Raw genomic sequence first — 22,308 nt, 5'->3', positions numbered from 1 at the left:
TCTCACTCCGGCTCCGGCCTGACCGGCGCCGCGGCCGCCCGACCCGGCGGTGGCGACCGCCGGGTCGTACCAGAGCCGAGCTCCGGCTGCCGCCCGTCGTCCGCCGCATGCTACAAGGTTGCTGGCTGCCTTGGAGTTCTCAGACACCAGCTCGAGTCCATCGGGACGCCGCTCCCGCGCCCCGCCACGCCCTGGAAATGCAACCTGGCTTTCTCTCGACCGCGATTTCACCCGGATCGGGCGAGGGCGACCCCTCGTCGGCGCTCTAGCCTCGGCGGTATGGCACAGGTGCGACCCACCCCGGCCAATCCAACGCCGGACAAGCCGCAGGACCCCACCCGCCCCGGCGCGCAGGCGCGGGCCCTTCCACCGGAGCTGGGCCCGGACGCGATCGCCCTGGTCAGCGGTGCCACCTTCATGTACTCGGATCCGGTCGGCGACGTGCCGGCGGGCACCATCGGCGGCCTGGTCCACCGGGACACGCGCCTGCTCAGCCAATGGGTGCTCACGATCGACGGCCGACGCCTGCTCGTGCTGCGCTCCAGCGTGGTGGACCACTACTCGGCGCAGTTCTTCCTGACCAATCCCACACTGCCCGATTTGCCGGCGAACAGCATCGCCATCCGGCGGCTGCGCTACCTGGGTGAGGGGTTGCACGAGCGGATCGAACTCGTCTCCTTCGCGCCGGACCGGGTCCGGTTCGAGTTGCGGCTGGAGGTGGGCAACGACTTCGCCGACATCCTCGAAATGAAGACCACCATCCGCGACCGCTCAGAGCGGATCCAGCGCGGTCACGCGCCGGACGGCTCGCGGTTGCTGTTCGACTACGAGCAGGACGGGTTCACGTCGCAGACCTCGGTCCGGCCGACCCGCTTGCCGGAGCGGCTGGAGGGCGACCACCTCGTCTGGCCGATCAACCTCGCTCCGCACGAGTCCTGGCGGGTCGAGCTCGACGTTCCCGTTCCGCCCGGCTTCGGGGTGACCGAGGCGGTCCGGGGCGACATCGCCGACATCCTCCACCACCGCGTGGAGGATCCGGCGGCCCGGTGGCTGGCCGGCGCGGCCCAGCTGAGCAGCGACCACCCGGCGTTGGAGCGGGCCATCGCGCAGACCCGCTCGGACATGTCCGCGCTGCGGATGGAGATGACCCTCGGCAAAGAGCGGATCAGCCTGCCCGCCGCTGGCATGCCGTGGTTCCTCACTCTCTTCGGACGGGACACCCTGATCACCGCGTACCAGGCGCTCACCTTCGGGCCCCGGCTGGCAAAGGGCACCCTGCTCGCGCTCGCCCATCATCAGGGCCGGCAGTACGAGGACTTCACCGACGAGGAGCCCGGCAAGATCCTGCACGAGGTCCGCTTCGGCGAGCTGACCCAGCAGGGCCTCATGCCGTACAACCCCTACTACGGCACCGCCGACGCCACGCAACTCTGGCTGATCCTGCTGTCGGAGTACTGGCGCTGGACCCGCGACGACGACCTGGTCCGGTCGCTGCGGGACAACGCGTTGGCGGCGTTGAACTGGATCGACCAGTACGGCGACCGGGATGGCGACGGCTATGTGGAATACGCCACCCGCTCCCCGGAAGGGTTGGGCAACCAGTGCTGGCGGGACTCCTGGGACGGGGTGCGCTTCGCCGACGGCCGGCTACCGGTGCTGCCGATCGCGACCTGCGAGATCCAGGGTTACACGTACGACGCGAAACTTCGCTTGGCCGAACTCGCCGACGGACCCCTGGCCGACCCGGCGCTCGCCGACCGGCTGCGCGCCGACGCGCACCGGTTGCGGGAGTCGTTCAACCGGGACTTCTGGATCGCGGAACGGGGCGGCTACTACGCCGTGGGTCTCGACGGCGACAAGAACAAGATCGATTCGATGACGTCCAACCTGGGGCACCTGCTGTGGAGCGGCATAGTCCCGCAGGAACGCGCCGCCGCGCTCGCCCGGCAACTGCTCTCGGAGGACATGTTCAGCGGTTGGGGGATCCGGACCCTGTCCAGGGGCGACGCGCCATACAACGGGCTCGGCTACCACCTCGGCACGGTCTGGCCGCACGACACCTCGATCAGCGTGCTGGGCCTGGCCCGCTACGGCTTCCGCGACGAGGCCAACCAGGTGGCCCTCGCCCTGCTCGACACCGCCGCCCAGTTCGGCGACCGGCTGCCCGAGGCGATAGCCGGCTTCGAGCGTGATCGGACCCTCTTCGCCATCCCCTACCCGACCGCGTGCAGCCCACAGGCCTGGGCGTCCGGCGCGCCGCTGAACCTGACCCGGGCCATGCTGGGACTCCACCCGGTCGACGGCCAACTGGTCGCCGACCCGGCAGTGCCGAAAGAGGTCGGCCGGATAAAGATCCGCGGCATCGCCGCATTCGGCCACCGCTGGGACGTCGAGGCCGTCGGCACGGAGGGTTACGTGCGGCTCGCCGCCGACTAGGTATCCCCACCCGCACGATCGCGCGCCGGCGGCGCCGCCGCCGGCGCTGACCCCCGTGTGGCTGGCAAACACGGCGAGCCTGCTGCTACCGGTGTCGAACCTGACCAACTGCTCGCCGCCGACCGTACACACCGCAGGGACGCAGCCGTCGATGGCGATCGAGTCCATGCCCGAAAGGCTGGCGTTGAGCACCGACTGGGCACCCGGGTTGCCATAGGAGCCGCTCCCTGGCTGCCCTGGATCAGCGTGGCGGCAGCACGCCCAAGGCGCTCGAGATAGCCCGTTGGTTGTCGGCATCCCGACACAGTCCACTCTGGGCAGGAAGGAGATATTGACCTGCCGGAAAGCGCCTGAGAGCCTGACTGGCTCGGTCGAGTGACGAGCACACGTACAGAGCGGTTCTAGAGAGGAGCCGGTGGAGTGGCGCCGGAGAACCTGACGGCATATGGCTCAACCCTCGACGCCGAACAGCAGGTGTTGGCGAACCAGTCGCGACGTCCGCCTCGTCCGATGCCGGTGATCGTCCTCGCCGATATCAGCGGAAGCATGGACGGCGAGAAGATCCACGTGCTCAATCGCAGCATCCGGAGCATGCTGCACGCGTTCGCCGCCGAGGACTCCGCGCGGGGAGAGATCCACGTCGCGGTGATCGCCTTCGGCGGGGACGAGGCCGTCGTGCACCAGCCGCTGGTCCGCGCCTCACAGGCACAGTGGACCGAGCTGACACCGCGAGGCAGGACCCCGATGGGTGGCGCGTTCGACCTGGCCCGGACGCTGCTCGATGACCAGACCGCCGTGCCGAAGCGGGCCTTCCCGCCCACCCTGGTCCTGGTCTCCGACGGGCTGCCCACAGACGACTGGCAGGGTCCGCTGGCCGCACTGCTCGGCACCCGGTGGGGTGCCCGGGCCCTGCGGCTGGCCATCGGGATCGGCGTCGATCGGACCTCTGAGGCCGACGAGGTGTTGACCCAGTTCAGCACCCCCGGCACCGACGTGCTCCGGAGCGACCAGGTGCACGAGATCCCGGCGCAGTTCCGGTGGGTGACCGCGACGGTGACCGAGCAGCTGCACCAGCGCACCGCACCGAGAGCCGTCCGGTTGGAGGATCTGGATTGAGCATGCAAGGCGCTGCGTGGCCGAGCAGTGTCCGGGCCGCGAGCAACAACCTGCACCTCGATCTCCTGCTCGACAACCAGTTGGGAAGCGGCGGCGAAGGGGCGGTCTTCCGCACCCGGTACGGCGGCCTGGCGGTGAAGCTGTGCGTCCCCGACGGTTCCAGCCGGGACCGGATGGCCGAGCTCTTCGCCCGCCTTCGGTGGCTGCCACTGGACGGCATTCCCCTCTGCCGCCCGCTGGAGCAACTGGCGCCGCCGCATGTCGGCTACGTCATGGAACTGTTGGAGGACATGGTTCCGCTGCGGGAGCTGTGCGACCCGCCGCAACAGGACGAGGACGCGTGGTATCTCGGCGGTGGTGGCCTCCGTCGCCGGCTCGTCCTGCTCGCCCGGTGCGCCGGTGTCCTCGCCACCCTGCACGATCGGGGAATCGTCTACAGCGACGTCTCTCCGGGTAACGTGCTGGTCTCCGCCGACCTCGGATACGACGAAGTACGGCTGATCGACGCGGACAACCTGCAGACCGAGAGCAGTACGGCGGCCCGTCGGCTCGGGACGCCCTTCTACACCGCACCGGAGCTCCTGCGCGGCCAGAGCGGCAACACCGTCTTTAGCGACGTCTACTCGTTCGCCGTGCTCGCGTACGTGGTCCTGACCATGAATCACCCGCTGATCGGCGACTACGTCAACGAGGGCGAGGTCGAGCTGGAGGATGACGCCCAGCGCGGGCTGGTGCCGTGGATCGACCACTCCACCGACGATCGCAACCGGACCCGGTTCGGCTACCCGGCCGACCGGGTGCTCACCCGGCGCCTGCGGGATCTGTTCCGACGTACCTTCGAGGAAGGGATGACCGACCCGTGGGCGCGTCCGGGCGCCGGGGAGTGGGCGGCGGCCCTGCACGCCGCCGCCGACCGCTGCCTGGTCTGCCCGTGCGGCCAGAGCTTCCTCGCCGCGCACCCGACCTGCCCGTGGTGCCGGGCGACCCGCCCGCCCGCGCTGACGGTCACCGTGCTCGAACAGCTCCCCCGTCTGGGTGAGGGGACACCGCCGCTGCTCCCCCAGGACGACCTGACGCTGGTGCTGCAGGCGCACCGGCCGCTCCTGGTCACGAACCGCACGGCGGTACGACACGCGGAGGACCCGACCGTGGCGCTGCTCCGGTTGGAATGGGACGGCGGCGCCGACGTCCGGGTGCGCAACTGCGGACGGTCGATGGTGCGCCGTGTGCCGCCGCAGGGCGGCAACGGACTCCAGCTCATTCCCGGCTCCGCCACGGTCGAACACCTGCGGGCTCCATGGTGGATCCACTTCGACACCGAGTTGCGGCCGCACCGGATCCTGGTCCTGCAGTCGGTCGGGGCGCCCGATGCGCGCTGACGAGCTGACGGTGGGCGACACCCGGCTGATCCGCGTCCACCCGGTGATGGGGGCGGTGGTACCGCCCTGGCTGAAGGCGCTCGCGGAGAGGGATCGCCAGGACCGCGAGATCGAGGTACGCCGGCCCGCGGCGACGGCCGCGTACGACCTGGCGGTGCACCAGGGCCGCCAGTACGGCCCCCTCCGGGCCCAGGTGACGGATCCGGACGCGCGGGACTGGCTCTCCGCGGCCGGACAGACCGTCGTGGCCTGGGTCGCCCACGCGACCGACCGGGAGGTGCACCTCCAGTGCCACGGCTTCACGAGTGCCGACCTCGGCCCGCGGTTGGAGATCGGTGTCGACGACCGGGTCGCCGGGCAGGTCCGCGTCGCCGCCCGGGTGCGCACCGCAGGCTTCGACGAGGTGCGGGACTGGCTGCGACGGGAGTTCTGCCTGCCTCCGCCGGCCGGGGGCGCGCGGGACCGGATCGTGCACAGCGGCGGGCCCCGGGACCAGCCCGCAGGGAGCGCGTTCACGCTGCACGGCACCCGCTGGGTAGCCGACGTCGCGCTGGTCGGGAACGTACTCCGGATCACCCGCATGACCGGTGCGGACACCCGGGGGCGAGGCCGCTGGCACCGGCTGAGCGAGGTGGACGTACGGTTCGTCGACCGTGGCGCGGAGGCGGACGCGTCGGAGGCGATCCGGGCCGCCCTGCTCGGCCTGGAGTCCGGCGGACGCACCTACCTCGACCTGTGGCAGGCGTACAACGACATCGAGCGGGAGGCCTTGGTCGAGGAGGCCAATCGGCTGCGGTGGGCGAAGTTCCAGTCGTGCAAGGTGACCGCCCGAGGCGACTGGCGGTTCGAGCTCCAGCCCGGCGAGCGGGCCGCCCGGTTCCTCGGCGCGGTGGCCGCGCACCCGGGACGGCTGGAACTGGAGGCGGCGGGCGACCTTCCCCCGGAGCTGGCGGAGGGGCGAGGCCGGGCCACCGTGGGGGTGCACGGCGATGTCCGTGGCACGGCGGCGGGAAACTGGACGGTGGACCTCGCCGTCACCGGGGACGAGCCGCCACCCGTGGCGGGCTACCTGTTCCGCTCACTGTCCGGGGACCGGTCCCGGTTACGGCGGCGGGACACCGCACGGGAGCGGATCGAGACCGACCAGGCCGAACTGCCCGGCCTGCGGCTGCTCATCGAGGGACGCCCGCGGCCCGGCGCGCAGCCGCGCGCCGACCCGGCACACGACAGGGCGGTGAACCGCGTCATCGGCGCGGCTGCCGGCCAGAGACCGACGGAGGTGCAGCGGGCCGCTCTCCGGATGGCGCTGCGCACCCCGGACGTCCTCCTCGTGCAGGGCCCACCCGGCACCGGCAAGACGCGCTTCATCACCGACCTACTGCGCTGCCTCGACGAGCTGGGTGACCGGGCGGTGGCGGTGAACCGGACGCTGCTGTCCAGCGTCCAGCACGACGCGGTGGACAACGTGGCGCGCCGGGCCCGGCGGCTGGGCCTGCCGCCGACCCGGGTGAGCAACAAGCCGGAACGGGACCGGCAGAACACCCGCCAGTGGCGGGACGAGACGGTGGCCGCGGCCGACCTCCACCTCGACCGGCACCGCCCCGAGGTGGCCGGCTGGGACCGGGTCGTGCGGCTGCGTCAGCTCGCGGCGGCCTACAGCCGGCAGCCCGTCGCCGGACCCGATCTGACGAACCTGCTGACCGAGACGAAGCGGCTCGCCGGGGCGGATCTGCCGGCCCGACTGCGTAGCCGGCTGGAACGGACGCTGGCGGAGCTGCAGGTGACCGGCACGCTCGGCCGGACACTGACGGAGGAGGAACGGGCAGCGGTGGCTCGGGTCGTCCGGTCGATCCGAGTCACCCCGGTCTCCTTCGCCGACGACGGCCCGGAGCGCGCACGCGGCGCGCTCCGGCTGCTGACCGACGTGCTGGACGAACCGGCCCAGGTGCTGTTGGAGCGGGCCGCCGCCGGGAACGCGAACCAGCTGGCCCTCCTCCCCGACCTGGCGGAACTGCGGTTGGCGCTGCTCGACCGGCTGGCAGCGGCCACCGGACTGCTCCACGCCCCACAGCACGATCCGGCTGTCGAGGACCTGCTGATCGAGGTCGCGGACGCGGTGCACCAGGTCCACGCCGCGTCCACCGACAGCACCGCCGAGGTGCTTCGCGCGTATCAGGACGACCTGCGGGAGGACCTCGACCTGGTGGAGCGGACCCTGGCCCGGTACAACGCGGTGCTCGCCTCGACCGTGCAGCACGCCGACTCCCGAGAGATGTCCCGGGTGCTCGACGCGCCGTTGCCGGTCTTCGACACCGTCGTCGTCGACGAGGCGGCCCGCGCCAACCCGCTCGACCTGATGATCCCGATGGCCTTCGCCCGGCGGCGGATAGTCCTGGTCGGTGACCACAAGCAGCTCCCGCACATGCTGGAGCAGAAGGTGGAGCGGGAGCTGCGCCGCAATCGTTCGCTCGACGGGTCCGAGCTGTCCCAGAGCCTCTTCGAGCGGTGGTTCGACCTCTTCGCGGGCGAGCGACCCGCGGTGCGGACGATCCGGCTCGACACCCAGTTCCGCATGCACCCCGCCCTGGGGCGGTTCGTCAGCTCGGTGTTCTACGGCGGCCCGGATGTGGTCCGGTCCCACCCCTCCACCCAGGAGCTGACCCACGACCTGAGCCCCTGGGCCGGGAAGGTCGCGGGCTGGATCGACGTCCCGCTGGGGGCGGGTGCCGAGGAACGGACCGGGTTCAGCCGGACCCGGCGGGTGGAGGCGATCCGGCTGGTGCAGGAGCTGCGGGAGCTGGCCCGACGGGATCGGGCCCGGCAGCTCACCTTCGGCGTGATCACGTTCTACCGTGAGCAGCGGGTCCTGCTGGAGACCGAACTGGTCAACGCTGGCCTGGCCGTCCTGGACGACGAGGGAGTGTTCGCACCGGTACCGGCGATGGCGTACACCGCCGAGCCGGTCCCCCGACAGCGGCTCCGGGTGGGCACCGTCGACGCCTTCCAGGGCATGGAGTTCGACGTCGTTCTTCTGTCGGTGACCCGGAGCAGTCCCCCGCCGAGGTCCGTCCCCGACCCCGCCGAGGCCGTCCGGCGGTACGGGCACCTGCTCAGCGACAGCCGCATGTGCGTGGCGATGAGCCGGCAGCGCCGGTTGCTCATCGCGGTGGGTGACGCCGCGATGGCGGAACGGTCGGCGACGCCGGAGGCGCCGGGACGTCCCGGCCGGTCGGTGGCCGAGGGGCTGGTGGCGTTCCGGGAACTCTGCGAAGGGGTGAACGGTGGCGGGATTCGGCGTTGACAGCCCGGTGGTCCTGCCGGACCACGTCCGGTACCGGGGCGACCAGCTCTGGCTGCTGTGGCCGGCCCTGCGCTACCGGGTGGTCGCGCCGCTCGTGCACGAGGAGCGGCTGAACGTCTTCCAGTCGGCGGTGCTCGGGCTGGCCCGCTCCGGGTACCGGGAGGTGGACGAGATGGCGGCGCTGCTCGGTCTGCAGGGTGACCTGGTGGAGATGGTCCGGTCGGACCTGCGTGCGTTGTCCTACCTGGACCGGTACGGCGCGGTGACCGGCACCGGCCTGCAGGCCTTGCGGGACGGCTTCCCCGACCCGACCCGGACCATCACCACGTACGTCTACCAGGACGTCACCACCGGATCGCTCTGGCCGGCGTCGACCCTGCAACCCCGGCTGGCGCAGGCCGACTGGCGGGCCCGGCATCAGGTCTCCCTGCAGCTGCGGACCGCCGGCGCGCCGTTGCGGGTGACCGCCTTCCCGGTGCTACCGGAGGGCTGGACGGGCACCGAGCCGCCCAGCCACGAGGAGGTCGTCGAGGCCGTATCGCGTGGTGAACGGGCCAAGCAGGAGCGGGGCCGGGCCCGACGGTGGGACCGTGCCGCACCGGAGCGGGTGGTCTCCCGCGTGGCGTTGATGACCTCGGGAGTGCCGGTGTGGATCCCGGTTCCCCTCGTGTCGCAACAGCACGACGCGGCAAGTACGGAGACCGTGAGCTGGGACGCGTTCAGCCCGTTCACCGGCCGGTCCAGCACCTATCTGCGGCGCCTGGTGGCGACCCGGTTGCAACAGGTCCCTGCGCTGCGCGAGCAGGTCGAACGGTTCGTCGGCCGGCGCAGCGAAGCGGTGGTGCTGGAGTACGACCGGCTCGACATCGCCCTGCGCCGGCGGATCGGCGAACTCCTGGAGGACCGCTTCACCGGTCTGGTCCGGGAGCACCGCGATCTCTTCGAACTGCTGACCCTGCTGGAGCGGGACATCCGCCGAGCCCGGCTGGCCGGGGACGGCTGCACCGAACTGGGCGACGCCGTCCGCAACGCCTGGCGCCTGCACGAGGTCGTCCTGCGCGACATCGTGGCCCGGCACCCGCCGCCGGCGAACGCACCCGAACTGGACCGGTCGCTGTCCCAGCTTTCCGGTCAGCTCGGACGCTGCTGCCGTCGGCTCGGGATGCCCTTCGGTGAGCACTTCCAGGTCAGCAAGATCAAGCCGGACGAACTCCGGAACGCGGTCCGTAGGCCGGAGCGGGCCAAGACGCCGGCGTTGCTCGCCGCGGTGCTGGTCTCGGGCGCGCACGGTGGGCCGGACCATCCCGTCCGGCGACTGGCCGAGGTCCGCCCAAACCTGCTCACCGAGCTGACCCGCCTGTCGGCCGACCGGAACAGGGGCGGCGCCCACGCCGAGGTGGTGCCGCTCAACCTTGACACCGGCGAGGCGGCCTGGGGGCTCGCCCAGCACACCTCGGCCGCGTACCTGGGCGTCGCCCTGCCCGATCTGTCCCGGCCTCCGCGAAAGGACAACCACACCCATGGGGAAGAGCAAGCCCCGGTCGACGCAGCACCGCAACCTCGGGGGCGGGGCCCGGTCCCGGCCCCGCGCTGACGAGGTCCAAGCCGACCTGGCGCTCGCCGCGCGCCGGGCGGAGGACGACGCCGGACTCGTCGACGCGTTGGCCACCGAGGCCCTGACGCCGAGGCAGCGGTCCTCGGAGGAGGTGCTGACCACCTTCGACAAACTCACCCTGCAGGCCGACGAGTACCGGCGCTGTGCCCTGGCCGCCACGGCGCGGGAGGAGGCGGCACGGGCGCGGGAGGAATCGGCGCGGGCGCGGGAAGAGGCGGCCGAGGCGGACCGGGACCTGGCGGCGCAGGCCCGGGCCGAGGCGGAGGAGATCCGTGGCCGACTGGCCCGGGCGGAAGCCCGGCTCGACGAACGGGATGCGCTGCTGCGCGACCGGGAGAAGGCGGCCGAGGCGGGCTTCGTGGCGGAGGCCGAGCGGGCCCGGGCGGCGCTCGACGCGGAACTGGCGGAGCTGCGGCGGACCGCGTCGGCGGAGGTGGCCGCCGAGCGTGAGCGGTGGGTGCGGGAGCGGACCGAGGCTCTCGCCGAGATTGAGCAGGCCCGGCTGGCACGGCTCGCCGACGCGGAACGCGTCCACGCCGAACTCGCCCAGGAACGCCAGCGGCTCACGGCCCGGGCGCAGCAGCTCGAGTACGACCAGGGCGCCCTGCGGGGACAGGAGATCCAGCTCGAGCGGCGGGAGCGCGACCTGGAGAGGGAGGTGGCCGCGCGGGCCGCCGCGGAGGTGACCGCGCTCGACCGGGAAGTGCAGATCCTCCGGATCCAGCACGGGGCGGCCCAGGAGGCGGTCGCCGACCTGCACCGCCAGCTGGCCGAACGGGAGCAGGTGCTACTCAAGATCGGCTCTTCGGATCCGGCGCACGTGCTGGACGAGCTGGAACGGCTCCGCGTCCGGAACGCCGACCTGCGGGACAAGCTCGCCGCCCGTATCGGCGACGAGGACCTGGATCGGCTCCGCTGGCTGGAGCAGCAGAACCGCGAGCTGAACTCCGCACGCGAACAGCTCAGCTACGAACTCCAGGAACTCCGGGGAGCGGCGCTCGCCGACCGGATCAACAACCTTCAGGTGAAGCAACTCGCGGACGCCGAACGGCACTTCGAGGTCCTCGCCCGCGGGTACGAGGGGCGGATCGCGGAGTTGCGGTCGGCCATCGACACCCTGTACCAGGACCGCCCCGACCCGGGTACGCCGCTCTTCCCCCGATGCGTGGCGATGGACGACGACCCCGCGCTCGACGAGCCCGGCGAGGTGTCCGGCGACCTGCCGGACCTGGGAGTGTTCGCCCGCTCGCTGCAGACGACGATGTTCGCCGAACACGACCGCGCGTACCGCCTGAACGACATCTGTGTGCTGCTCGGCGGGCTGGCGATGAGCCGCCTGCACCTGTTGGAGGGGATGAGCGGCATCGGCAAGACGTCCCTGCCGAGGGCGCTCGCCGGCGCGCTCGGCACCGACTGCGCGGTGATCGAGGTGCAGGCCGGCTGGCGTGACCGCACCGACCTCTTCGGCCACCACAACACCTTCGAGCGGCGGTTCGAGGAGACGGAGTTCCTGCAGGCGCTCTACCGGGCCCAGACACCACGGCACCGGGACCGGCCGTTCTTCATCGTGCTGGACGAGATGAACCTGTCCCGGCCCGAGCAGTACTTTTCCGTGCTCCTGTCGAAACTGGAGAACGACGACGGGGTGCCGATCCAGCTGGTGACCCGCGCTGAGGGCCGCGCACCGCGCCAACTGGTCGGCGGCACGAGCATCGTCCTGCCGCCCAACGTGTGGTTCATCGGCACCGCCAACCAGGACGAGTCCACGTTGGAGTTCGCCGACAAGACGTACAACCGTGCGCACCTGATGGAGTTGCCGGCGCAGCGCCCCTGGCTGGACCGGAGGCCGGTACCCGCGCTGCCGCCGTACGGGACGGACGCCGTACGGCGGGCCTTCCGGCAGGCGAGGCGGGCACATCGGGAGGAGGAGAAGGCCGTCCTGGCGTTCGTCGAGTACCTCGCCGGCGACCTTCACGAGCACGGCCGGGCCGTCCTCGGCCCGCGCGTGGAGAAGCAGCTGCGCGAGTTCACGCCGGTGGTCGTGGCGGCCCGGCAGGGCGACCCGGCCGGCGAGCGGCACGAGTACGGCGACGCCGACCAGGACGGGCGGTCCCTGGCGGCGGACCACTTCCTGGCGATGAAGGTGCTCCGTACCGTCCGAGGCCGGTACGACGTCACCGTGACGGGCCTCGGCAAGCTACGGGACGCGATCCGCACGGCGTGGGACCTCCACAAGATGGCGGGTGAACCGGTTCGCTGCATCCGGTTGCTCGACGACGAAGTGCACCGCCGGGAGAGCTGACGTGGCCGATCGGACGGGTGCCGCCGACCCCCTGGTGGTGGGCTCGGTCATCGACACCTCGCGCGTTCTCGCCCAGGCCGGCGACGTCAGCGCCTGGATGACGACGAACATGTTCGTCCCGGACACCGTGGAGCGGGCTTCGCTGCGCGACTTCGACCGGGAGGTCCAGCGCGGCCTGGACAGCCTCGCGCACGTCTGCCTCCGCCCGCACGACCGCCTCGCGCGAACGGAGGAAGTGGTCCGGGCGGACGTCGCTCGTCGGGTGCCACCGGCCGGACTGGCCCGACTCGCCGGGCATCCGGAGGAATGGGCCGGAGTCGAGCACGGACGCATCCATCCGCTTCGAGTGCTGTCCCTGCGCTACGTCGAGGACGTCGACTTCTACGAGAACCGGGTGGCGGCGCAGCTGGTGGACCGGTTGGACGAGTATCTGACCAGGCGGATCCACGAGCTGACCCTGCTCGGCGCGGGCCTCGCCGACATGAGCGCGTTCGTGGGCGCGCTGCATGGCACCAGCTCCTGGCGGCGGCGCGAGCGGATTGCCGAGCTGGTGGCGGTGGCGGTGGCGGACAAGGCGGCGTCGGCCGCCGCCATCGAGGCGACCCGTGCGGCACTGGCGAACGCGCGGGGCCGGCTGCGGGCCCTGCGCCACTCCCCCGCACTCACCCACGCCGACCGGCGGGCGCGGGTACCGATGCGGCTCAGGTGGACGAACCTGTTCACCAACGACCGCCGGTACCGGCGGGTGGGGAAGCTCTGGGAGCGCTGGGCGGTGCAACAGGCGGCGGAGACGGACCAGGCACGGGCCGACAGCCGGGACTTCCCCGCCGCCTACCGGACGTACGTCGCCGCGCTGTCGCTGCGGGCCCTGGCGCTGCTCGGGTACCGGCCGGACGACCCGGACGCCCCCGCTCCGGCAGCGGGCACCCGGCTCCGGCTGCGCGGCCCGGCGGAGGAGTTGACGTGGTCGATGGGCGAGGACGGTACGGTCGGCGTACGCGCCGGTGGGACGGAAGTGGCCCGGATCGTGACCGACCCGCGAGACCTCGGCGCGCGGGTCCCCGAACCGGTCCGGCAGGGTTGGCTCGCCGATCTGGCGGCGCTGCCCGGTCCGGTCGTCGTCGTCTATCCCGGCCTCCGGACCACCCGGTCGTCGCTGCCCCGCCCGGTACGTCGGGGGCTGCATCCGGCGGGTTTCGGGACAACGGCCTGCCTCGTGCCGATCAGCCCGTTGGAGGTCGAGGGCGAGGAGCGGTTGGGGCGGGCACTCCGCTGGACGATGCAGGGGCGGTGGTTCAGCCACGGATACCCGCTACCGGTGACACTTCCCGGCCCGGTGCCGGCGCTGCCGGCCGGAGACTGGCTACGCCAGGTGAGCGGACGGCGGGTGCTGCTGCTCCGCCGCCCCACCCCCGAGGAGCAGTCGCAACTGGTCGGGGAGGTGGTGGACGGACACCAGGGTCGGAGCCGGGGAAGTCTGAGTCTGCCGGCAGCGCTGACGGCCGCCCTGGATGCGGCGGGGACGGCCTTCGGCCGGTTCGACACCTGCCCGATCTGCCACGAGTCCGGGGCGCGGCTGCACATGCGGGACCGCGACACGTTCCAGGCACGGTGCGGCAACTGCGAGGCCATCTGGGGCAGCCGGGTCTGTTCCTGCGGTGCTCGGTACCCGGTTTTGTGGCCGTACAACGCCGTCATCGACACTGCCGATGGTGATCGAATCGACCGGACAGCCGGTGCGGATGTGCTGGCAATGCCGTGCACCGCCGCGGAAACCGCTCCCGGATCGCGATTCCGGTGTCCGGAGTGCCAACAGTGTGGTGGGCGACCGGGATGCACCTGCTGGGCTGACTCCGACGGGCGTCAGACCGCGGAAGGTGTTATCGAGGCCTTCCCCTCGGCGCCGTGAATGGTCTGCACGGAGCAGCCGCAGCGGGGAGTGTCAGGTAACGGCTGATCTTGGTTGCTGAGGTGGTCAGTGGCTGCGCCGATGGGTCGGGGGCTCACCACAGCGGCGAGCCCCCGACCTGGAGGCGGTCAGGCCTGGTGCACTGCGATGTTCGTCGCCCGTAGCAGCCCGACGACGCCCTTCACTGCCGCCAGGCCCTCCTGGTGTGCGCCGGCTTTGATTCGACCGGACCAGTAGCCGTACCGGTCGGCAAGGATGCCGATGCCGGACGACCCGGCCTGGACGACGCACGAGCCGAGCGGATCGTCCGGTGCCTGCGCGGCCGGGGCCGGGGCGCATCCATTACCGAACCGCTCCTGCTGCACCAGCGGATTCAGCCCGGAGACGTCACCCTGGCACGGGTCCCAGTCCAGTTGCTGCTTGCAGCTGTCGTAGTTCGCCAACGCCCGTTGGTAGGCGTTGAACAGGTGCAGCGAGCCGCTGTTGTAACTGTCCTGGCTGCGCGGTAGGCGGTAGTCCGCCGGCAGCGCCCGGTCGCCGAAGAGCTGGCCGCGCAGCACGTCGTCCCGTTCCAGCGCCGACGACCAGCCCAGGTCCGAGAAGATCTGCAGCATCCGCACCGCGTCGGAGACCTTCTTGCCGGCGTCCCAGAGCTGCTGCGAGCTCGACCAGGTGCCCGCCGGCGGCCGGTCCACGCCGGTGCCGAGCGCCGCCGCCCGGTAGAAGTAGCGCTGCTTGCCGGTCAGCATGGCCTGGGCCTTCGTACGCGCCAGCGCCAGCGCGGCGGCGTTGTCCACCACGACGCCGCTGCTGTCCAGCGCCGGCCGGTACGTCGAGTTCCACTTGCTGTTGATGTAGTAGTCGGGTTCCCGGCAGTACCCGGTCGGCGGATTGGCCCGCTGGTCCCACAGGCAGACGTCGGTCAGGCGCGTCTTCCAGGTCACCGTCCGCACGTCCTGCCAGTCACCCCCGAACCACTTCGCCTGCTGCCGGACGACCAGCCGCAGATCCGCGTTGGTCTGCTGGTAGCGCGGGAGGTCGTTCACCACCACGTTGACGAACTCCGCGTCGAGGCAGGAACGCAGCTCCGGCCGGTGGGCCGGCGCCATCGCGTAGTTGGCGAGGTGGTAGACGCTCGGCAGGGCCGAACGGTTGACCCGGCTCGGCATGTCGAGGTGCGCCCCCGTCGGCCCCTCGCAGAACGCGATGTGGGGCACGTCCGCGATCCGGCCGGCGGCCGGGATGTCCTGGTCGACGCTCCCCCACATGTTGTAGTCGCGGTCGCCCTCCGCCCAGCGCACCGCCCGGCCGACCTCGTCGAGGGCGAACTTCCACTGGCCCATCGCCGCCTGGTAGTCGGCGATCAGCCGCTGGAACAGGGCATTGGTGGCACCGTCCGCAGCCGGCGCGCTGAACTGCCGCACCCGACGGTTGACCGCGTCGCCCGCGGCGATCGTGCTCTCCGTCTCGGCTGCGGCGACCTGGGCGGCGTACTGCGGGTTCTGTAGTTGCAGGATCAGGTTCGCCCGAGCGCCGAGCAGCCACGCCGACGGGTTGGCCACCCCGGAGGCCGGCTGGTCGCCGGGGGCGGGGGTGAGCGCGATGCCCCGGGCACCCGCCCACTGGGCGAGGTAGTCGATCGCGCCGGCCGGCAGGTAGAGGCCGACCGTACCCACCGGATCGGAGAGCGACGTGCCGGTCGGGACGACGTACGGCGCCTGCCGGGCGCTGTCGGCCGCGAAGGTACGCGTCGGCGAGTCGGCCTGGTCGAAGTAGGTGGCGAACGAGTCGATCTTCGTGCCGGTGCGTGCCTCACGGTGCACGTACCGGTCGACGCTGGTCTTCAGCGGCTGCTGGGCGATCTGCTCGAAGGCCGCCTGGCTCGCCAGCGCGAGGGTGTCCACGCGCTGGTCGAGGACGATCAGCTGGCCGGCGATCACGGTGAGTTGGGCACGCACCTCGGTGAGGTCCCGGGACAGCGCGGTCAGTTGGGCGCTCAACCCGTCGTACATCGTGCCGAGCATCTTCTCGATCCGGTCGAACCGCCTGTCCATCCCGGCGGCCAGCCGGTTGATCTGGTCGCGCAGCGCCGCGATCTGGGCGCCGGTGGTCTCGTCGGCGCCGCCGCCGGAGGTGAACAGCGGGAGCAGGATCATCGCCGCGCCGACCAGGCCACCGACCAGGGTGAAGGTCGACATCGCCAGCGCCGCCGTGGTGATGCCGGCCGCCGAGATCGCCGCGGTGTACGTGGTGATCGCCGAGATCGCCCCCACCACGGCCTTGGCGATGGTCTCGATCTGCTTGCCGAACTGCTTGTCCACCATCCCGGCGAGCTTGCCGAGGACGGTGACGGCCTGGCCGAGCTTCTCGTTGAGCTTGCGGTCGGCCTCCGCCTTCGCCTTGGCCGCCGCCTCCTCCGCGCTGGTCGGCTTGTTCGGCCCGTCGATCGGGAACCGGTCGGACGCAGCGACCACGTCGGTCACCGCGGTCGCGGTCCGCTCGCGGAGCGCGGCGAGCGCCACGTCGAGCTGCGACTGGATCTCCGCCCGATAGGCGTCCCTGTCGTAGCGCTTCGCGGTGATCGCCGACAGGTTGAGGTTGCCGCTCAGGTCGGGCAGCTGCGCGAGCTCGTCCGCCGGGGTGTCCAGGCGTACGCCGAGCCGGGCGCCGACCGCCGTGTTCCACACCTCGGCGAGGGCCGGATCGGTGGCGGCCCGGGCGTGCAGCGTGCCCCACACCTCGGTGAGCGCGCCCCGGGAGATCATCTCCCACAGGTACTCCTGGGTGCCGCTGCGGATCTGTTCGATCGGCGGCACGATGCCGGCCAGCTCCTCGCCGGTGGTGCTGCGCAGCAGCCCCTTGACCGCCGGGCCGCCGAGCTGGGCCTCGCCGCTGCCCGCGAGCTTCTCCATCGCCGCGCCCAGCAGGTGCAGCTTCCCGGGTGACTCGTCGGAGGCCGGGACGGCCTGTCCGACGAGGGTGGTGACGGCGTTCAGGTGGGCGTTGAGCGCCGCGGTGTCGGCCGTCGGGTGCGCGCCGCGCCAGTCGCTCAGCTCGGCGGCGAGCACGGCGTCCACCAGGCCGCGGGTGCCGCCGTCACGAACTTGGACGACCGCCGCGAACAGGCTGTGGTGCACGGCCTGCTCGTCGTACGGGACGGGGTCGGCGGCGACCGCCGGCCCCGCCAACGCGACGACCAGGCTCGCGCCGGTCACGGCCGCGAGCCACCGGCATGGGTGGCTCAGGCCCTTCGTGGTTCTCAATGGATGTCCTTCCTCCGGCGTCCCTCTGGTACGGGACGAGGTGCGGCCTCCATGAGGCCGCAGTGGAGTTGGCGTGCCCTTAACGTCGTCTTGGCGGGCTGGTGGGCGCCGGCTGCAGGAGCGGCGGGCGTCCGACCACGACCGGTTCGCGCGGGGACGCCGGAGCCCGGGTGCGGTCCGAACGGTTGATCAACGAACAGTCGGATACCGGATCTCCACGGCGGCGTCGGCTCACTACGGTGGCAGCGTGACGACGGTCGGTGTGCTCGGTCCCATGTGGGCGATGCGGAACGGCACCCCGATCGAACTCGGGGCACCGCGACAGCGCGCGGTGCTGGCCCGGCTTGTCGCCGGAGGCGGTCAAGTGGTGTCGGTCGACCGGCTCATCGAGGACCTCTGGTCGGGAGACCCGCCGCCGCGGGCCCAGGCCGCCCTGCAGGTGTACGTGTCGAACCTGCGCCGGGCGCTGGAGCCGGACCGTCCGCCCCGCCGTCCCGCCCGGATCCTCGTCACCGCGGCCCCGGGGTACGCCCTGCGACTATCGGCGCCGGACGTGGACGCCTGGCGGTTCGAAGCGGCGCTGCGGACGGCGACGCGGGTCACCGAGACGCAGCCGCGGGCGGCGCTGGCCGGGCTGGACGAAGTCCTCGCCTGTTGGGGCGCGGCCACGCCGTACGCCGAGTTCGTCGGGGAGCTGTGGGCGGACCGGGAGAGCGAACGGCTGGCCCGGCTACGACTGACCGCCGTCGAACAGCGCGCGAAGCTGCTGCTCGACTTGGACCGCGCGAACGAGGTGGTCCTCGACCTCGATCCGCACGTCCGGGACCATCCGCTGCGGGAACAGGCCGCGATGCTGCTCGCGGTCGCGCTGTATCGCCTCGGAAGGCAGGCCGATGCCCTCGACGTGCTGCGATCGGTGCGCGCCGCGCTGCTCGAACAGCTAGGCATCGAACCCGGCCCCGAGCTGCGGAGCCTGGAGACGGATCTGCTTCGGCAGCACCCTCGCCTGGGGTCGCCCGCCTCCCAGGTCGCCCGGTCCTCGGCCGTGGTCGGGCCGGCCGACCCGCCGGCTGTCGTACCCGATCGACCGCCCGCGGCGCAGCCAATGCTCGCCCGCGCGACCGAGCTGGCCCGGATGCGCTCGGCGGCCGCCCGCGCCACCGCAGCCGGAATCGGCATCTGCTGGGTCGGTGCCGAAGCGGGTGGGGGGAAGTCGACGCTGGCCCGGCACCTCGCCGGGTCCCTGACCGGCGACGGCTGGACGACGGCGATCGGCACCTGCCCGCAGGTGGATGGCGCACCGCCGGCCTGGGCGTGGCACGAGGTCGTCACCGCCGCGTGCCGACGGCTCCCGCTCGACGAGCCGGAGGCCCGCGGCCTACAGCTACTACTGGGCACCGGCACCGCAACGCCAGCCGGCACCCGCGGGCAGTACGACGAGTTCCACCTACGCCAGGCGCTGGGTGCCTACCTGTCCCGGCTGGCCGGCCACGGCCCGCTGCTCGTCGTGATCGAGGACCTCCACCGGGCCGACGGTGAGACCCTACGCATCCTGCGCCACGTCGCGGCCGCCCTGGCTGAGGCGCCCGTCCTGGTGGTGGCGACCTTCCGCCCCGACGAGGTGACCGACGACTTCGTGGTGGCCCGGGCCGCGCTCACCGGCGTACCGGCGGTGGAACTGGACCTCGGCGGCCTCGACGACGCGGCCGTCACCGAACTGCTGCGTCGCCATGGCGTCGACACCACCGACACCGAACTGCTGCGCACCGTACGGGAACGCTCGGCGGGCAACCCCCTGTTCACGATCGAGCTGGCCAAACTGATCGCGGCCGAAGGCCCCGGGTCAGCGCTCGACGGCATCCCCGCCGCGCTGGGTCACGTGCTGACCCGGCGGCTGGCACGGCTGCCGGCCAGCACCCAGACGGTGCTACGGCACGCCGCCGTCTTGGGCTCGGACGCCGAGGTCGACATCCTGATCGCCGTCGACGGCGGCCCCGAGGAGCCGGTCCTCGACGGCCTGGAGGCCGGCGTGACCGCGGGTCTGCTCGTCGAGCCCGAGCCGGGGCGGATCCGGTTCGCGCATGCCCTGATGCGGGACGCGCTCTACCACAGCGTCCCGCTGCTGCGACGCACCCGGATGCACAGCCGAATCCTCACTGTGCTGCGAGGGCAGCGCGTCGACGACGTGGCGCTGCTGGGGAGGCACGCACTCGCCGCCCTCACCCCGGCCACCGCGCAGGACGCCATCGGGCACCTGGCCGCCGCCGCCCGCCGGGCCGGTGACCTCGGCGCGCCTCGGGAAGCTGCCGCGTACTGGACCGGCGCGCTGCGCGCGGCCGACCTCGCGCCAGCGGTACCCGCCCGCGCACGTCTCGACCTGCTCTGCGATCTGGCCACCGCGAGCGCACTCGCCGGTGACGTGCTGAGCGCCCGCGCCGCACGCGCCGAGGCGGTGCGGCTGGCCACCGGGATCGGCGATCCGCAGGCCGTCCACTCCGCACTGACCTGCTTCGACGCCCCGGTGACCTGGACCATCCGGCCCGACCGCGCCGTCGACGAACCGCTGGTCCGGCTGCTGGAGCAGGAGCTGTCCCGCGTGGGCGACGACGGCTTGGCGCTGCGGTCCCGGCTGTTGAGCACTCTCGCCTTCGAGATCGAGGGCGCCGATCTGCAGCGCGCCGACGAGGTCACCCGGGAAGCTCTCGCGCTAGCCCGTCGGCAGGACGATCCGGCGGTGCTCTGCCGTGCGCTCAACGCCCGCTACTTCGTCACCGTCGCCCCGGCGCACCGGGCCGAACTGCCCTACGTCGGGCGGGAGCTGCTGGCGGTCGCCGAGGCCGCGGGGCTTACCGCGTACCAGTGCGAGGCCCACCACATCCTCTACCAGGCCGCGCTCACCGACGCTGACTTCGACCGGGCACGCCACCACGTCGACCGGGCGATCGAGAAGGCCACGACCGGTCAGCTCGGCCTGATCCTCGCCGTCATGGGGTGGTTCACCGGCCTGCGCGCTCTCTTCGCCGGTGATCTCGGTGAGGCGTCGCGCCGGTACGCGGAGATCAGCGATCGGATGAGCCGCATCGGTGGTCCCAACGCGGCGGCGATGGGACTGATGGGCCGGTTCACCGTGCTGAGCACCGTCGGGCGCGGGCACGAGCTGGTCGAGGAGATCCGGCAGGTGCATGCACGCGTACCGGACGACACGCACGACGTGCTGGCCCACGCGCTGCTCTCCAAAGGCGACCGGGAGGCGGCCCGGGCCGTCTGGCGGCCACAGACCCCGATCCGCCCCGACTACCTGTGGCTGTACTGGATGACGCTGCGCGGGCAGGTCGCCGCGCGGCTCGGCGACCGCCCGGTTGCGCAGCGCTGCTACCGCGAGCTGCTGCCGTGGGCGGGGCGGTTTGCCGGCCTGGAGTGCGGATCGATCTCGCTCGGCCCGGTGGACCAAACCCTCGCCGAGCTCGCCGCCGCGCTGGGCGACCCGGCCGTCGCCGCGCACCGTGACGCCGGGCTCCGGCTGGCCCGCAGGGTCGGCGCCGTGCCGTGGAGCGACGAGTCGGCGTACGTGCCTGCGACGGTGCGTTGAAGCCCGTCACCGCCGCTCGGACGGTGTCACCCGCCGAAGACCGTCGCCTCCCGGCGGCGGAAACCCGGTCGCAGCGCCACGAGCATCAGCCGCAGCACCGGTCCGGCGATCTTTCTCAGCTCGTCCAGCTCCTCCGGGAGGGCGTACCGCTCAATCCTGGGCAGTTCGAAGCGCAGGGCACCGCCTTTGCGGACCGCTCGCTCCACGGTGTTCCAGTCGGCCACGCTGACGTAGCGCCGGATTACCGGGAAGATCAACCGCTCCTCCTCCTCGATGTGCTCGTCGAGGACATCGCGCAGCTGAGCCAGGGCCCCGGCGAGACGCCCCGCGACGGTGCGTGCCCGGCCCGCTTCTGACGAGCCCGAGGCGAACGCGGCCACCAGCTCGTCCGCCGCCACCCGTACCTCGTCCAGGACCGGTTCGAGTGCGGCGTGGTCGTCACTGAGCTCCCGCAGGTCGATCTCCGCACCCGCCGAACGTTGCAGCACCGGCCAGAGGACCTCGTCCTCCATCTTGTGGTGGTGATGGATGCCGTCACAGAGCAGCCGCAGATACGTCCGCAGGGCCGTCGCCCGGCGACGGTCGTACGCGAGCTGCCCAGCAGCCACGCGGCTGAGCAACTCGGCCAGCCGGCGAGTGTCGGATCGCATGGTGCGGTGGTTGATCCGGAAGCCGGTGAGGTTCGGCTCGAGGTGGGGGGTTGTGGTGGCCATGGTCTCCTCCGGCCGCCCCGCTGGCGGCCTGTTCGGGATGGGGCCGGCCATTGGCGGGCCGCCCCGGTGCCGGCTACGGACGGCCGACTCGCTCTCGTGCTTCTCCACTCTCGGGCACGGCGCCTGGCGAGCACTTGGTGCCGACTTGGCGGGCGCGCCTGGCGGGATGGCCCCCGGCAGTCGGGTCCGAGACTTGATCAAGGGCACTGGCCGGCGAGGAGATCTTCCGCCTGGCCAGCCACTGTGACGGCCCGGTCCGAAACCTGCCCAATATCGGTCTGGAGACCAACCTTGCCGAATTGCGACGCAGCATCGACGCGCAACTGGCCGCCGACGCCGACGCCGACGCCGGGCTGGAACGCTGGAACGGTTTACCGGTCGTCGTCACGCTACGACCCCCAGTGGGCCGCCGCCGGCTCGAAGGTCCACTATTCGACCCTTCCCGGTCGACCTGTCGGACCGCCCCCACCAGCCACCGCCAAGCCGGCGTTAAGGGTCCGCCAACTCCGGCCCGGCCTGATGAATGTCGCACCTCGTCCCGCAGCGCCAGCACGCCCGAGAAAGGACTCTCAATGAGCGTGTCAAGCCGTGATGGCGGGTGGTTCCTTCTGCCAGGCGCGGTTGTCGCGGATGAGGGCCCACAGCACGTTCGTGCGGCGCCGGGCCAGGCAGATGACGGCTTGGA

General features: G+C 72.1%; 10 protein-coding genes. 8 read left to right on the top strand and 2 right to left on the bottom strand.

Annotated elements, in window-relative coordinates:
- Window positions 1-279 precede the first annotated feature (279 nt).
- From B0E53_RS08595 to B0E53_RS08565, 7 genes are all read left to right on the top strand, one after another.
- Window positions 280-2,436 (top strand): glycogen debranching N-terminal domain-containing protein, encoded by a 2,157-nt coding sequence (locus B0E53_RS08595; protein WP_107075525.1) that lies wholly within the window; start codon window positions 280-282, stop codon window positions 2,434-2,436.
- A gap of 420 nt (window positions 2,437-2,856) precedes the next feature.
- Window positions 2,857-3,552: a VWA domain-containing protein gene (locus tag B0E53_RS08590; protein ID WP_348639652.1), complete on the top strand. Its 696-nt coding sequence runs from the start codon at window positions 2,857-2,859 to the stop codon at window positions 3,550-3,552.
- Between the two features lie 2 nt (window positions 3,553-3,554).
- Entirely contained in the window at window positions 3,555-4,931 is a 1,377-nt protein-coding gene (locus tag B0E53_RS08585) for a protein kinase (protein ID WP_107075523.1), read from the top strand.
- Entirely contained in the window at window positions 4,921-8,232 is a 3,312-nt protein-coding gene (locus B0E53_RS08580; protein WP_107075522.1) for an AAA domain-containing protein, read from the top strand. Before B0E53_RS08585 ends, B0E53_RS08580 begins: the two co-directional genes overlap by 11 nt.
- On the top strand, window positions 8,213-9,826 hold the full coding sequence (locus tag B0E53_RS08575; RefSeq protein WP_146167622.1) for a hypothetical protein: 1,614 nt from the start codon (window positions 8,213-8,215) through the stop codon (window positions 9,824-9,826). Before B0E53_RS08580 ends, B0E53_RS08575 begins: the two co-directional genes overlap by 20 nt.
- Window positions 9,753-12,149: an AAA family ATPase gene (locus B0E53_RS40065; protein WP_107075520.1), complete on the top strand. Its 2,397-nt coding sequence runs from the start codon at window positions 9,753-9,755 to the stop codon at window positions 12,147-12,149. Before B0E53_RS08575 ends, B0E53_RS40065 begins: the two co-directional genes overlap by 74 nt.
- 1 nt (window position 12,150) lies before the next feature.
- Window positions 12,151-14,058 carry a DUF2357 domain-containing protein gene (locus tag B0E53_RS08565; RefSeq protein ID WP_107075519.1) on the top strand — a complete coding sequence of 636 codons (1,908 nt, stop codon included), beginning with the start codon at window positions 12,151-12,153 and terminating at the stop codon, window positions 14,056-14,058.
- A gap of 128 nt (window positions 14,059-14,186) precedes the next feature.
- Here the strand turns inward: B0E53_RS08565 and B0E53_RS08560 are convergent, their stop codons facing one another.
- On the bottom strand, window positions 14,187-17,321 hold the full coding sequence (locus tag B0E53_RS08560) for a hypothetical protein (protein WP_146167621.1): 3,135 nt from the start codon (window positions 17,319-17,321) through the stop codon (window positions 14,187-14,189).
- A gap of 247 nt (window positions 17,322-17,568) precedes the next feature.
- On the opposite strand from B0E53_RS08560, the gene B0E53_RS08555 reads away from it, so the two are divergent.
- A complete protein-coding gene (locus B0E53_RS08555) occupies window positions 17,569-20,910 on the top strand; it encodes a BTAD domain-containing putative transcriptional regulator (RefSeq protein WP_146167620.1) in 3,342 nt (1,113 codons plus the stop codon).
- A gap of 26 nt (window positions 20,911-20,936) precedes the next feature.
- On the opposite strand, the gene B0E53_RS08550 is transcribed toward B0E53_RS08555, so the two are convergent.
- Window positions 20,937-21,623: a hemerythrin domain-containing protein gene (locus tag B0E53_RS08550; protein ID WP_107075516.1), complete on the bottom strand. Its 687-nt coding sequence runs from the start codon at window positions 21,621-21,623 to the stop codon at window positions 20,937-20,939.
- Window positions 21,624-22,308: the final 685 nt, after the last annotated feature.

Origin of the sequence: Micromonospora sp. MH33 (assembly GCF_003013775.1) — a bacterium.
In the GTDB taxonomy this organism is placed as follows: domain Bacteria; phylum Actinomycetota; class Actinomycetes; order Mycobacteriales; family Micromonosporaceae; genus Micromonospora; species Micromonospora fulviviridis.
The sequence above is the reverse complement of the archived record's forward strand: the minus strand, read 5'-3'. Positions and strand labels throughout refer to the sequence as shown.